Genomic DNA, 12,650 nt, shown 5'->3' on the forward strand with positions numbered 1-12,650 from the left:
AGCCCGCCTTGAGGGGCGGCGAAAACTCACGACCCACTCTTCGCCGGTCCCGCAAACGTCCCCACTCACCGATCCTCGCGTCCTCTCCTGAACCGATGCGAGGATCATCATGGACGACGAAAACGAGCGCGCCGCCCGCGCCAAGAAAGGCAGCCCGTTCCTCAACACCGCGCAGGCTGCCTTCTATGTCGGGCTGTCGCAGCGCACGCTGGAAAAGATGCGGCTCAAGGGCGGCGGCCCTCAATTCAGGAAGCACGGCCGCTTCGTGCGCTACCACATCGACGATCTCGACACCTGGTCGAAAGGCCTGCCGCAAGCCTCTGAATCCGCAAAGGATCGTGACGGAGGCCGGTCATGATGGCGCGGCCTTCTCTTCATCTGATGGGCAGCCGTTTGCGGCGCAGCCGCGCCCGCAAGACGGTTGCCGCCATGGTTGCCGGCCTTGGCTTGATCGGCTTTTCGGCCTTGGCCAGCCCGACGCCCTTGCTGGTGTGGAACGCATCGGCCAGCGCGCCAATCGGGCTCTATGGCCTCGGCCTCGGCGCGGTTCACAGCGGCGATTTCGTGGCTGTCCGCTTGCCCAAAATGGTCGCCGCACTTGCCGACCAACGCGGCTATCTGCCTCGCAACGTGCCGCTGGTGAAGCGCATCGCGGCACTGCCTGGCCAGCATGTCTGCGCCTTCAATGACGTCATCATCACCGGCGGCGAGATCGTCGCGCGCCGCGTGCCAACTGACCCGCAAAGCCGGACTTTGCCGTGGTGGAACGAATGCCGCCCGCTTCGTCGCGACGAGGTCTTCCTGATCAATGGCGAGGCTGCCGGCTCTTTCGACAGCCGATATTTCGGACCGGTTCCGACCCAAAACGTCATCGGGAGGCTCGTGCCGCTATGGACCGAGTAACCCTCCTGATTTTGGGCATGGTGTCGATTGCACCATGCGCCTGTTCCGCCGCAATCGGTGCGCAGCCGGCCGTTCTCTCCCAAGGTCCGCAGCTGGCAAGATGGCAGCCGCACGTGACCGAGGCAAGCCGGCGTTTCGGCATTCCCGAGAGCTGGATTTATGCCGTCATGGATACCGAAAGCCGTGGCCGGACGACTTTATACGGCCGGCCGACCACGTCGCGCGCGGGCGCCATTGGCCTCATGCAGGTGATGCCTGGCACCTATGCCGAGCTGCGCGCCGCGCTTGGTCTCGGTGTTGATCCGCACGACCCGCGCGACAACATCTTGGCCGGCACCGCCTATCTGCGCGCCATGTATGACCGCTTCGGTTTTCCGGGCCTTTTCGCCGCCTACAATGCTGGACCGGAGCGCTACGAGGCGCATGTCAAGCGCCGCCGGCCGCTGCCGAAAGAGACGGTTTTGTATCTCAAACAGCTCGAGGCGGCAGGGCTTTCGGCCGACGATATGGATGGATTCCGAGGCAAAATCCATCGCCAGAACGCGCCGAAAATCCGCTCCGGGCGAGGGTTGTTTTTCCTGCGGGACGGCGTTTCTCCAAGCAGTTCGAGCGGCGGGATTTTGGTGCCGCTTGGGTCGGGGCGGACGGGATCGGCGCGGCCGGATGGCAGGTGAGGGTGAGGGTGCTTCTCGGTCGTAAGCGTCCGGTCGTTGCACGTCGCTCAACTCTTGACAGAGTTTCCGACTTCCCAAGCCCAGGGCAGGAGTTCATCGAGCCGGTTTACCGGGTGACCGTCGACCATGCGGATGAGCACATCGCGCAACCAGGCATACGGCTCGACGTCGTTGAGCTTGCAGGTTTCGATCAACGAGCACAGCACTGCCCAGCGATGACCACCGCCGTCGCTGCCCGCGAAGAGATGGTTCTTGCGCCCCAGACTGATCGGGCGGATCGCGCGCTCGACCGGATTGGTGTCGAGCTCGATGCGGCCGTCGTGCAGGAAGCGGGTCAGGCCATCCCAGCGCGAGAGCGCGTAGCGGGTGGCTTCGGCGAGCGTGCTGCGACCTGGCAACAGCGGCAGCTGTGCCTCGAGCCAGACCCGCATGGCGTCGACGATTGGTTTGGAGCGACTGCGCCTGGCTGCAAGCCGATGCCCCGGCGATTGGCCTCGAACATCGGCTTCGACGGCATAGAGTTCGCCGATCCGTCGCAAGGCTTCCACGGCGATCGGCGCGCTGGTGGCCTGCGCCACGTCGTAGAACTTGCGCCGCGTGTGACTCCAGCAGGCGGCCAGAACGATATCTCCCTTACCGGTAAGGCGCTCGAACCCGGCATAGCCATCGACATGCAGAACGCCCTTGAAGTGCTCGAGATGAGAGACGGGACGCTCGGCTTTGCGATCCGGCGCAAACAGGTAGACCGCGGCCGGTGGCTCCGGTCCGCTCCATGGCCTCTGCTCGCGGGCGTAGACCCAAAGCCTTCCCGTCTTGGTGCGGCCGCGCCCTGGATCGAGCACCGGGACCGGTGTGTCATCGGCAAAAAGATGGTTCGAGGCGAAGACGCTTTTGGCGAGCCGCTCGTGCAGGGCTTCCAGCCACCAGCAGGCGCCGCCGACCCAGCCGGCGAGTGTCGAACGCGGAAGCTCGACGCCATTGCGGGCGAAGATCTGCGACTGCCGATAGAGCGGCGTGTGATCGCAATATTTGCTGACCAGGACCTGGGCGAGCAGCGCCGGCGTCGCCAATCCGCCGGCGATCGGCCGCTCCGGAGCAGGCGCTTGCACCACGGTCTCGCACACGCGACACGCATATTTTGGCCGCGTCGTCCTGATCACGCGAAGCTGTGCTGGTACCCAGTCCAGCATCTCGCTGACACTTTCGCCGATGGCATGCAGTGTGCCGCCGCAGCACGCGCAGATCATGTTGTCGACATCCACCAGAACGTCCTCGCGCGGCAGATGATCGGGCAGTGGCTTGCGATGCGACGGCCGCTCGGCCGATGGCTTGCCTACGAACGGGCGGCTCTCCTGAATGCGGGCGATATCGGCGTCGAGTTCTTCCAACGCGAGCGCAAGCTGATCGGGATCGAGGCGCTCGGAGCTGCGGCCGAACTGCGTCCGCTGGAGCTTTTTGATGATCGACTGAAGCCGTTCGATCTCGCCGTCGCGGCTCTCGACGGCAGCCGCCATGTCGCGCACGAGACGTTGAAGAAGAGCTGGATCGGATGGCAGGTTTTCGAGATCGACCAACATGATCGATTCTATCACAAACAGCACCGGAACCCAAGGATTCCGGGCTTCTTTACGACAATAGAAGTGCCGCTTTCAGCCCGCCAGCATCGGTCGCCAGAAGCGCTCCGGCGCGCGCCAGTCGATACCCTCGATGAGCATCGCGAGTTGTGCCGGCGACAGCGCCACCGAGCCACCAGGCTCAGCCAGGCGCGGCCACATGAACTGTCCGTGGTCCATCCGCTTGGTGAACAGGCACAGTCCCGTTCCATCCCAAAAAAGGATCTTCAGGAGCGAGGCATTCTTGCCGCGGAAGACGAACAGATGGCCCGAGAACGGATCCTTCTTCAGATGCTCCTGGATCAGCGTGGCGAGCCCATCGAGCCCTTTGCGCATGTCGGTGTGACCCAATGCAAGATGCACTTTCACGCCCGCCGGAACGACGATCATGATGCCTTCTCCTTGCCGGCCAGATGCCGCTTGACCGCAGCCGAGGTGGTGCCCGCCGGTGCGAACACGCGCCGCCCATCGTCCAGTTCGATCGCCACCATGCCGTCCGGCGGTCGCACGAGATCGCGCAATGCTGCTAGCGTCGGCAGCTCATTGTCTGCGCCGTCGGTAAGCACCACCGTTGCTAGTCGCGGCGCCTTGCGGGCGGTCAGGCCGAACTCCTCGCGCCAGCGGAACACCATGCTGGTGGCAATCCCATGCCGGCGGCAAACCTGCGCCACGGCGACGCCGGGCTTCTCCGTCTCCTGCACGATCGCCTGCTTCTGTTCGTCGCTGAAGCTCCGCCGGTGCGATCGCCCATCCACCGGTTCCGGTGTCAAGCGATATGCGCGTCGCGCGCAATTAGCAGCGCTGCTTAATTGGGCCCGGGCACTCGGATGAAGAAGCGATCGCCAGTCCATTTCGTTGCCGGATTCCTCCAGGCGATCGCGCCAGATTCGCAGCGCATGTCGCGACAGCCCGAGCGCGGCGGCGTACTCGGCATGACCCATGCCACTCCAGTTCAGCGCCTCGACATGCATGCTCCAGAACGCCCGAAGCGCGATCGGACCGCTGTCCGTGCGCTTGCCGTAGCGATAGCGCGGCCGCCTTTGGGGACGCTTCTCCTGCGGCGTCTTGCGCTGGCGTCCGGTCTTCTTCCGGCGCAAATTCTGCAGCTTTTCCGCACGTTTGCGCAGGTCGTCGCTGCTCACCAGATGGTGCATCCACAGATCGAAAGACCTGATCGAGAGATCGCGCTGGCGGCAGAATTCCTGTGCACTGAGATTGCTGCCGAGCCAGCTCGCGACCTGCGACGACCAGTAGGGACTGTTGGCCTTGGCCCAGGAGCGGCGAGGCGCCATCCGAATATCCTCCACAAACCGAAGGAACCCGACATGACGCGAGATTGCACTACTTCAAATATGTGCAGGGACCGGACGGTTACTCTCGGTCGGGAGGCCGGCCGGGAAGCGGGGTGGCGAAGGCAAGATAAAGACACCGCCTCCGCGAGGCGGGTAAGTGTTTGTCTGCACATCGTTTTTCCGGGAGGCACCCTCCGGCGTTAGGAGAGCTGATCAGCGCAAGCCGTTGATGTGATTCATGAATAGCGGGAGGCTGCAGTGCAAGATGACGAATTCAAGCCGAGGCTGGGGAAAATCGGCTCGCGCGGTTCTAAGGCGGGCAAGCGCTTCGCCGGCCAGGTTCGGGCAGCCATCAACCGCGCCGGGGGCAGGACTGGCCGTGGCGGCCGATTCACCGGCAGCCGCACAGGGCGTGGCGGGGCGGCTGCCGCGGTGCTGAGAGCGCGCGATCGTCATGCCGCCTTCCGCCAGCGGCGAGTGATGGTCAAGGCACGCTTCGTCAAGCTGGCCGGCAAGGGCGTTGACGGAGCGCGTGCGCATCTCCGATATCTGCAGCGCGACGGCGTCACCCGCGAAGGTGAGCCCGGTGCGCTTTATGGCTCCGACAGCGACCGCGTCGATGGTAAGGCGTTCCTTGATCGTGCCGACGGCGACCGGCATCAGTTCCGCTTCATCGTCGCGCCCGAAGACGGCATCGAGTATGACGACCTCAAGCCCCTGACCCGGCGCCTCATGACGCAGATGGAAGAGGACCTCGGCACGAAGCTCGACTGGGTTGCCGTCGACCATTTCAACACCGGTCATCCCCATACCCACATCATCGTCCGCGGCAAGGACGATCGCGGCGAGAATCTTGTCATCGCGCGCGACTACATCTCGTCTGGCCTGCGCGAGCGCGCGGCCGAACTGGTCAGTCTCGACCTCGGTCCCCGCACCGATCATGAAATCGAACAGCGCCTGCGCCAGGAAATGGAGCAGGAACGCTTCACCAGCATCGACCGGCAGCTGCTGCGCATGCGCGACGACGACGGACATGTCTCGCCGGACGGCCGCGACGCCTTTCGCCAGACGCTGCACCAGGGCCGCCTTCGCAAGCTGGAGCGCATGGGCCTGGCCGAGGAGCTGGGCTCTGGCCGCTGGCGTCTCGACGGGGAGCTAGAAGAGACGCTGCGCCGTATCGGCGAGCGCGGCGATATCATCAAGACCATGCATCGCGAGCTGACTGGCAAAGGGCTCGCCCGCAGTGCTGCCGACTATGTGGTCCATGACCGATCTGAAATGCCGCCCCAGCCTGTTGTTGGCCGCGTCGTCGCGCGTGGGCTGGCCGACGAAATCAACGACCGCCATTTCCTGATCGTCGACGGCGTCGACGGCAAAAGCCACTACATCGATATCGGCAGGGGCGAAGCCATCGAGCCAACACCCGAAGGCTGCATCGTCCGGGTCTCGCCGAGGAACACCGAGCCGCGACAGGTCGACCGAGCGATCGCCGAGATCGCCGCAGCCCGTCAGGGCCGCTATAGTGTCGACATTCACCTCAAGCATGATCCGTCCGCTACCGAACGTTTCGCCGAAACCCATGTGCGGCGGCTGGAGGCAATCCGCCGCACCACCGGCGGCGTCGAGCGCGAGCCGGACGGGACATGGGTCATTGCGCCAGACCATCTCGAACGCGTCGCCGATTACGAGCGTCAGCGGGCCAGGGCCGAGCCGGTTGTGGTCGACAAGCTCTCGTCAATGCCGCTGGAGCGGCAGGCCGGTTTCGACGGCGCCACCTGGATCGATCGCGAGTTGGTTTCCGATACGCCGGAAACCCTACGCAACTCCGGCTTCGGCCGCGACGTAAGGGAGGCGCAAAGCAGCCGGCGGCAGTGGCTGATCGCGCAGGGCTTGGCGCAGGAGGAGCAAGACCGGGTCGTCTATCGCGCCAACACGATTTCGATCCTGCGCCAGCGCGAGCTGAACCGCGTCGCCGGCCAGCTGTCGGATGAACTTGGATTGTCGTATTCCGAAGCGAAGCCTGGAGCTCGGGTAGAAGGGACGCTGCGCCGATCCGTCGAGCTCGCCAGCGGCAAGTACGCTGTCATCGAGAAGTCGCGTGAGTTCACGCTCGTGCCATGGCGGCCCGTGCTTGAACGACATGTCGGTAAAGAGATCTCCGGTACCGTGCGCGGAGAGGGGATTTCCTGGACGGTAGGCAGACAGAGGAGCGGACCTAGTGTATCGTAGCTTTCAGTTGCGGCCCGTCCGTGAGGTGCGAAAGGACGCCGCCCTTTACGTCAGGCCAGATCGTAGGTAGGAATTTCGCGGGTTGAAGATGGCGCCGAGCCTCAACCGGCTCGTCCATCGACTGCAAATGTACGCTATGCGGAGGCATTCAATCGCCAGGTAGCAAGGAACGCACCCCCTCCGGAGGGCGTTTTCGGTGTGGATCCAATTAGGCAGGAAGCGAGGGGTCGTGATCAATGGCGCGGCAAGGAAATAATCCGAAGCGACGCGTAGTCGAGCACGGAATGCTCTCGCCGCAGCAAATTTGCGCTCTGGCCGATGCTGCGGTGTATGTTGGAAGTGGCCACCATAAACGCTATCCCCTGGACTACGGCTTTGAACGCACGAACCCAATTCCCACCAAATCTTTGTGCGACATGTTGCGGCCCATCGTACTCGCCGAAGCAGAGCAACTGATGGAGAGGGGCATTCGCGCCGGTATGGTCAGTAACTACGGTGAAGGCTTTCCCAAATATATCTGGATGGTGGATGACGCCGGCATCGTCTACGAAGCTAAGTGCGATCGCAACGCGCCTGGCCGTTACCACGGATATCCGCTCGACCATGACAAAGACGTGCGGGACTACATATTGAGCGAATGGAAGCGGCGATGCCAGTAAATTGGCGCATCGAAGTCGAATGGGAGTCGTTGCAGGGAGCCTCGGCAGAGGAGCAGGCTTGCTTTGGGGCCGTCGGAATATCTGTTAACAATGTGTGGCTTACCGAAGGTCACGATTATCTTGCCAATCGCCTGCGGACCAAGCCTTATCTCTCCAGCTACCATCTTGCTGAATGGTTTGCATGGAATTGGTGGAGACTGCGGTGGGAGCCTCGTGCTGCTTCCCATGAGTGGGGGCAGACGCATCAGATGTCATCCATTGGCCAGGGCTACATTTGGCCGAACATAACCATCTTCTCCGACGGAGAGCGCACGGCCCTTGTTTCGACGCCATCTCCTGAACGCTCCGACACGCCATTCCGCTATATCTCCAATCACTTTGCAGTCCTTCCAGCAGGTCAGTTTGTGGCTTCCCTTGATGAGTTCTTTTCCCAGATATTGGAGCGCCTTGACGCAGAGCAGGTAACTGGATCGAATTTTCATACGATCTTCAAAAGTCTCCAAGAGGAGAGATCGACCCCGCAACTCGCGGCCCGGCGAAAGCTCGAAGCGCTTCTTGGCGTCGAGCCTGACGAAGCCGATCCTGTGGTGCTTAAGCAATTGCTTGCGGACTCGGAAGAAGTAAGTCCCGAAGCTATTCAGGAGTTGGCGGCTGGCCATGCAAACACAGGCGTGGCGCCAACCGTGAGAGAACTGAAGGCACTGGCGCAGAGGAACGGCTACGAAGCTTGGTCTAGGGACGCGGTTCGGCTGCGCGACCATGCAGGTCTTGTTCCTTCAGGCAGTACTCCCGCCTGGCTCATTGGCACGCAGGCGGCACGCGCTCTTCGCGAGCAGGAGCGACTGGACGGTCGTCCAATCCCGGACAAAGAACTCGCGGCACTCGCAGGAACGTCAATTGATGCCCTGGAGCCTCGTCAGGGGCGCCTTGCTGATTTTTCATTCCTCGTCGAGGATCAGAAGGAAGCCGGCCATCTGGTGCTTCGATCAAAATGGCATGAGGGAAGGCGTTTTGAGCTTGCCCGATTGCTAGGCGATAGGTTACTGGCACCGCGCTCCAACCGTCTATTTCCCGCGACGCGTGCCTACACTTACAGGCAGAAAATGCAGCGCGCCTTCGCCGCCGAATTTTTGAGTCCGTTTGACGAAGTTGAAACGATCCTGCAAGGCGACTACTCGTCGGAGGGGCAGCGTGACGCGGCAGAGCACTTTGGAGTGTCGCCTCTCATGATCAGGACTCTGCTAGTCACGCATAACCGTATTCCATCGGCGGACTTAAGTGAGGACTTCGATCTGGCCGCCGCATGAATCATGCGGACGTGTGAGTAGGCCAATTGGTTCCGTCTGCGCCTCTCTGGGGACGCCCTATCTAGACCCGACCGGCTTGGCTCGATCTTGCGCATGGACCCATCGTCTACTCCATGTGTCGCCCGATCTCGAAGCAAATTTTAAGCAAGCTTGTTGGCAAAACGGCCGAACTCGTTTTTATGCACGGACATTACTTGCATTCTGCCTACAGAAGCGGGTACCCCTATGATTCAGAGGGGACTGGTGGGGAACGTTATGAAGTTGGATCGAGCACTTATCGATCAGGCTGCGGCACAACACAGCGTGAGCCCCGACGTCCTCGCCGCGCTACTTGAGCTTTCAGCTGAATTTCCTGACATGGCTGCATGGGGTGCAAAGGCACGCCTTCTAAGGCGCGTGACGGAGATCATTGAGGCAGCGGTCGAGGCGCAGAACTCGTGAGATTCTTGCGCCTCGAAGTCCAGGATATGTTCGCCTACCGCAATTGCAACCGGATCGATTTTGCCGAATGCACTCCCGAGAAGAACATCGTCGTCGTCTCCGGGCGCAACGGAGCCGGAAAAACCAGCCTGCTCAACGCAATTAAGCTTCTGTTCCTTGGCACTCGATCGGAGGTCATGCGGCGAATCCGGGTAGGCGATGCACCGCTCAATCCCAAGCAGTTCATGCTCGGCGTCCCTGGGCGGTGGTATGGCGTGTTTCCGTATGACGAGCGTCGAGATGGCGCTTTAGCGCGGGTCGCGCTCTATTGGGAGGAAGGTGGCGCATCCTATTCGGCAGAACGCCAGTTTACGCTAGCGCGCGGCAGAAACGACTTCAGCGAAAGGTTGCTGGTAGCCCGCAACGGACGCTTCTTTGGTGAGGAGGATGCCGAAGCTCGCCTTGAGACCTTGTTGCCGAACGAGGTGGTTCCATTCTTCTTCTTTGACGGCGAACAGATTCAGTCATTAGCGGATGCAGATGTGGGCCGAGAAAGCGTCGAGATTGAGCGATTGCTAGGGTTGTCCTTTCTCAATGACATTGACCGTCAATTGGAGGTCTACGTTCGCGAACGGCGTCGTGCAGGGCTGCCCGAAATGGTTCGATCCCGCATCATCGCGTTAGAGGGCGAACAGAAGAGCGAGGAAGCCCGTGCAGAGAGCGCGCGCCGCCTGCGGGTGGCTCTCGAAGAGGAGATTGCAGATATCGAAGCTGCGAAGGCTCGCGCCGAAGAAGCCCGCAACAAGCTTCGCAGTGGACTATCCGAAGACGAGCGCCGTAAGATGGAGGTGCGGATTGCCAATTTCAGTCGTCAACGTGAAAGCTTGGCGGCTGAGATCGCGAGCAAGCTCCCTGTGGAGGCTCCCTTTCTAACAAATCTGCCGTTAGTTGATCAGGCCTTTCGCACGATAGATGACCAGCTTAAGTCTGGCGCTGCGGCGGGCTTGGCAAATCGGCTGCATCAAAATTTGCCGGTCGGTACGATCACCATTCTTCACGACCTAACGCCACGAGTTACCTTGAGTGCCGCTCAATCTCAGGCCTTGAAGGAAGGCGTTACGCAGCTTTTGACGGACATGGGTGTGCCGGCGGATTCCTTTGAACATCCGCTTTTTGCATCGGTAGCACCAGCACTCCGACAGCAATTGCGAGATCGTTTTTTGACATGGCAGCAAGGAGGTCGAGATACAGTAGCCGCCCACGCAGATCTGCTGCGACAGATGCGCGCCCTCAACTCGCAACAGCGTCAAGCGCAACGTGAGCTGGATGAGGCTGACGTCGTTTCGGAGGAATCTAAACGTCGCTTTGAGCAACTCTCGAACGAGATAGACGCCGCGGAAGGCGAGATACGTCGCCGTTTGCAGGAAATCGTTGTCCATGAGCAGGATGAGAGCAGGGCATCTCGCGCGGTGGCCGCGCTGGCTGATCAGATTCGCGCTGCATATGAAGAGCACGCGGATGTGCTTCGTGAGAACAAAGCCTATGTCACCTCGCGCGCAGTGCGCTTGGCTCTTCATGCTTATCGGGAACGACGGCGTGCGGCCATTCGCTCATCTGTTGAGGACCGACTCCGCGAAAAGATTGCAATACTGCTGGCTCCAAGCCAGCTGATCAAATCGGCTTCACTTACCGACAATTTCATCATGACATATCAAGACGAAGAGGGCGAAGACGTAGCGCGTCAATCGATCTCAGCAGGTATGCGGCAGCTGGTTGCCATGGCAATGTTGTGGGCGCTCAAAGAAGAAGCCAACCGTCCTTTGCCGGTAATGATCGATACGCCTCTCGGCCGCATCGACCGGGAAAATCGTAACCTCCTCATGAGCGACTATTTTCCAGAGGCAGGCTATCCTTTGGTTCTATTGCCAACCAACACCGAATTTGGTGAGCACGGCTTCGATCAGCTCGCCCCACACATTTCGAAGCGCTATGAAATTCAGAATCAGGGCGGGCGCACGGCAACGATCGTCGAGCAACCCGTCACGCGGGTGCTCTGATGGACGACATCTTTTTCAGCCCCGAGGAGAGAGACTTTTTCGATGCGGTCCTTGCAAAGGGCCTCTTGCAGCCACAGGGCTATTATTGGTCGGTCTTGCGGTTCGCACTTGCACTGTCGCTGCGCATGGACGGAATGCCTGATGAACGTTACAGCAGGGCTAAAGGCTCAGGTCGAAGCGAGCTTCATCTTCAACAGCTGACCGGTCGCGGCACTGACAAGGACTATGACGACGCGGTACGCTTGATGTTGTCCATCAAGCATCATACCGACTTGTTCAAAAGCCAGTCCGAATATGTCGAGCTGGCGCAGCGCCATTTCAGGCGTGGCCTAGAAGCAATGATGCGCGCGTGGCAGCCGGGCCGTGATTTCCACGACTATCTGCTCGATGAATTGTACTTCAACGCCGATAGCGCCACGGGGCCCTCAGATGATCAGATCATGGCTGCACCCAGTGAAGACATGCTGAATCAGGGTTTGACGGCAATCGGTGTGAAAGCGGCGCCTGCAGGCCCGCCAGTGAGTGGACCACGACTCACCCGTTTCCCGCTTACGCTCGGAGGGGTCGAAGATTTTGATCGGCTGCGGCGCGGTCTGGAAGATCTCTCCTTCACGCTCGGCCTTGGTTCGGCCAGCGTTACCCTGGTGCGCGAGACCGGTGAACGGCGCGTCACCATTGAGATCCCTAGACCAAGTGCAACTTGGCATGATGTCAGTTGGGAGGACGTCGTTCCCTACCTCGAGGGCAGACCGGAGGCCCTGCCAGTTTGCCCAGGCGTCGACGTCTTGGGAGTCCCGTTTCTGTTCGATTTGGCTGAGGCACCACATCTCTTTGTCGCCGGAGCGACCGGCAGTGGCAAAAGCGTCTGCCTAAACGCGCTCATCCTGTCGCTGCTTGCGTCGAAGCGACCCCCGACACTGGTGATGATCGACCCTAAAGGCCTCGATTTCGCTGATTATGATGGCTGCCCAGGTCTCTGGGATGCCCGCGTCATAACTAACATGGACGAGGGGGTGCGGGTCCTGAATGCCATGGTCGAAGAGATGGAAAGTCGATCAGCGATTCTACGGCAATACAAGGCCCGTAACATCGCAGAAGCGCAGGCCGCCGGCGCCGCCCTCGACCGAATCGTCATATTCGTGGACGAACTAGCAGATTTCCTCATCGGCAAGAGTGGTGCCCAGGATCCGCTTATCCGGCTAGCGCAGAAGGCGCGAGCGAGTGGGATCCACCTTGTCCTGGCCACCCAGCGGCCAGAGGCAGCGACTTTTCCAGGGCTCTTGCGCTCAAACATCCCCAGTCGGATCGCGTTAACGGTACAAAAGGCATCGGACTCGCGGATTATTCTCGATGAAGCCGGTGCTGAGAACCTACTCATGCGCGGCGATATGCTCATCCGAATCGCCGGTCGCGATACTCGCCGCGTTCATGGCGTTCGCGTTGCGCGCGACGACATTTTACGCGCCGTACAACAAGCAGGGTTGAAGCTGTGACAC

Annotated in this window: 12 protein-coding genes; 9 read left to right on the top strand and 3 right to left on the bottom strand. The window is 60.9% G+C overall.

Going from position 1 to position 12,650, the window contains the following annotated elements:
* The first annotated feature begins 109 nt into the window (after positions 1-109).
* From MJ8_RS07930 to MJ8_RS07940, 3 genes are read left to right on the top strand one after another with little or no spacing between them, the layout of a single operon-like run.
* Entirely contained in the window at positions 110-358 is a 249-nt protein-coding gene (locus MJ8_RS07930) for a helix-turn-helix transcriptional regulator (protein WP_201413864.1), read from the top strand.
* A complete protein-coding gene (locus MJ8_RS07935) occupies positions 355-903 on the top strand; it encodes a S26 family signal peptidase (protein WP_201413865.1) in 549 nt (182 codons plus the stop codon). The genes MJ8_RS07930 and MJ8_RS07935 overlap by 4 nt, the downstream gene beginning before the upstream one ends.
* A complete protein-coding gene (locus MJ8_RS07940; protein ID WP_201415353.1) occupies positions 891-1,577 on the top strand; it encodes a lytic transglycosylase domain-containing protein in 687 nt (228 codons plus the stop codon). Before MJ8_RS07935 ends, MJ8_RS07940 begins: the two co-directional genes overlap by 13 nt.
* A gap of 47 nt (positions 1,578-1,624) precedes the next feature.
* Here the strand turns inward: MJ8_RS07940 and tnpC are convergent, their stop codons facing one another.
* From tnpC to tnpA, 3 genes are all read right to left on the bottom strand, one after another.
* Entirely contained in the window at positions 1,625-3,154 is a 1,530-nt protein-coding gene (tnpC, locus tag MJ8_RS07945; protein WP_201413866.1) for an IS66 family transposase, read from the bottom strand.
* Between the two features lie 72 nt (positions 3,155-3,226).
* On the bottom strand, positions 3,227-3,580 hold the full coding sequence (gene tnpB / locus MJ8_RS07950) for an IS66 family insertion sequence element accessory protein TnpB (RefSeq protein ID WP_023767057.1): 354 nt from the start codon (positions 3,578-3,580) through the stop codon (positions 3,227-3,229).
* Positions 3,577-4,482, bottom strand: coding sequence for an IS66-like element accessory protein TnpA (tnpA, locus tag MJ8_RS32250; RefSeq protein ID WP_225248184.1), 906 nt, complete (start codon positions 4,480-4,482; stop codon positions 3,577-3,579). Before tnpA ends, tnpB begins: the two co-directional genes overlap by 4 nt.
* Positions 4,483-4,740: 258 nt before the next feature.
* On the opposite strand from tnpA, the gene rlxS reads away from it, so the two are divergent.
* From rlxS to MJ8_RS07985, 6 genes are all read left to right on the top strand, one after another.
* Entirely contained in the window at positions 4,741-6,711 is a 1,971-nt protein-coding gene (rlxS, locus tag MJ8_RS07960; protein WP_201413867.1) for a relaxase/mobilization nuclease RlxS, read from the top strand.
* Between the two features lie 284 nt (positions 6,712-6,995).
* A complete protein-coding gene (locus MJ8_RS07965) occupies positions 6,996-7,370 on the top strand; it encodes a hypothetical protein (RefSeq protein ID WP_225248185.1) in 375 nt (124 codons plus the stop codon).
* Entirely contained in the window at positions 7,361-8,677 is a 1,317-nt protein-coding gene (locus MJ8_RS07970; protein WP_201413869.1) for a hypothetical protein, read from the top strand. Before MJ8_RS07965 ends, MJ8_RS07970 begins: the two co-directional genes overlap by 10 nt.
* 255 nt (positions 8,678-8,932) lie before the next feature.
* Positions 8,933-9,118, top strand: coding sequence for a DNA modification system-associated small protein (locus MJ8_RS07975; RefSeq protein WP_201413870.1), 186 nt, complete (start codon positions 8,933-8,935; stop codon positions 9,116-9,118).
* A gap of 26 nt (positions 9,119-9,144) precedes the next feature.
* A complete protein-coding gene (locus MJ8_RS07980; RefSeq protein WP_201413871.1) occupies positions 9,145-11,154 on the top strand; it encodes an AAA family ATPase in 2,010 nt (669 codons plus the stop codon).
* The gene (locus MJ8_RS07985) at positions 11,154-12,647 is read left to right on the top strand and encodes an FtsK/SpoIIIE domain-containing protein (protein WP_201413872.1); all 1,494 of its coding nucleotides are present in this window, start codon (positions 11,154-11,156) and stop codon (positions 12,645-12,647) included. The genes MJ8_RS07980 and MJ8_RS07985 overlap by 1 nt, the downstream gene beginning before the upstream one ends.
* Positions 12,648-12,650: the final 3 nt, after the last annotated feature.

The sequence above is a fragment of the Mesorhizobium sp. J8 genome, from assembly GCF_016591715.1.
GTDB lineage: Bacteria > Pseudomonadota > Alphaproteobacteria > Rhizobiales > Rhizobiaceae > Mesorhizobium.

What these genes read in the sequence shown, in the direction of transcription:
- MJ8_RS07965 (WP_225248185.1), top strand. Translation starts at nt 6,996, where the DNA reads ATGCTCTCGCCGCAGCAAATTTGCGCTCTGGCCGATGCTGCGGTGTAT.
- MJ8_RS07980 (WP_201413871.1), top strand. Translation starts at nt 9,145, where the DNA reads ATGTTCGCCTACCGCAATTGCAACCGGATCGATTTTGCCGAATGCACT.
- tnpB (WP_023767057.1), bottom strand. Translation starts at nt 3,580, where the DNA reads ATGATCGTCGTTCCGGCGGGCGTGAAAGTGCATCTTGCATTGGGTCAC.
- MJ8_RS07940 (WP_201415353.1), top strand. Translation starts at nt 891, where the DNA reads ATGGACCGAGTAACCCTCCTGATTTTGGGCATGGTGTCGATTGCACCA.
- MJ8_RS07970 (WP_201413869.1), top strand. Translation starts at nt 7,361, where the DNA reads ATGCCAGTAAATTGGCGCATCGAAGTCGAATGGGAGTCGTTGCAGGGA.
- tnpA (WP_225248184.1), bottom strand. Translation starts at nt 4,482, where the DNA reads ATGGCGCCTCGCCGCTCCTGGGCCAAGGCCAACAGTCCCTACTGGTCG.
- MJ8_RS07930 (WP_201413864.1), top strand. Translation starts at nt 110, where the DNA reads ATGGACGACGAAAACGAGCGCGCCGCCCGCGCCAAGAAAGGCAGCCCG.
- tnpC (WP_201413866.1), bottom strand. Translation starts at nt 3,154, where the DNA reads ATGTTGGTCGATCTCGAAAACCTGCCATCCGATCCAGCTCTTCTTCAA.
- MJ8_RS07975 (WP_201413870.1), top strand. Translation starts at nt 8,933, where the DNA reads ATGAAGTTGGATCGAGCACTTATCGATCAGGCTGCGGCACAACACAGC.
- MJ8_RS07985 (WP_201413872.1), top strand. Translation starts at nt 11,154, where the DNA reads ATGGACGACATCTTTTTCAGCCCCGAGGAGAGAGACTTTTTCGATGCG.
- MJ8_RS07935 (WP_201413865.1), top strand. Translation starts at nt 355, where the DNA reads ATGATGGCGCGGCCTTCTCTTCATCTGATGGGCAGCCGTTTGCGGCGC.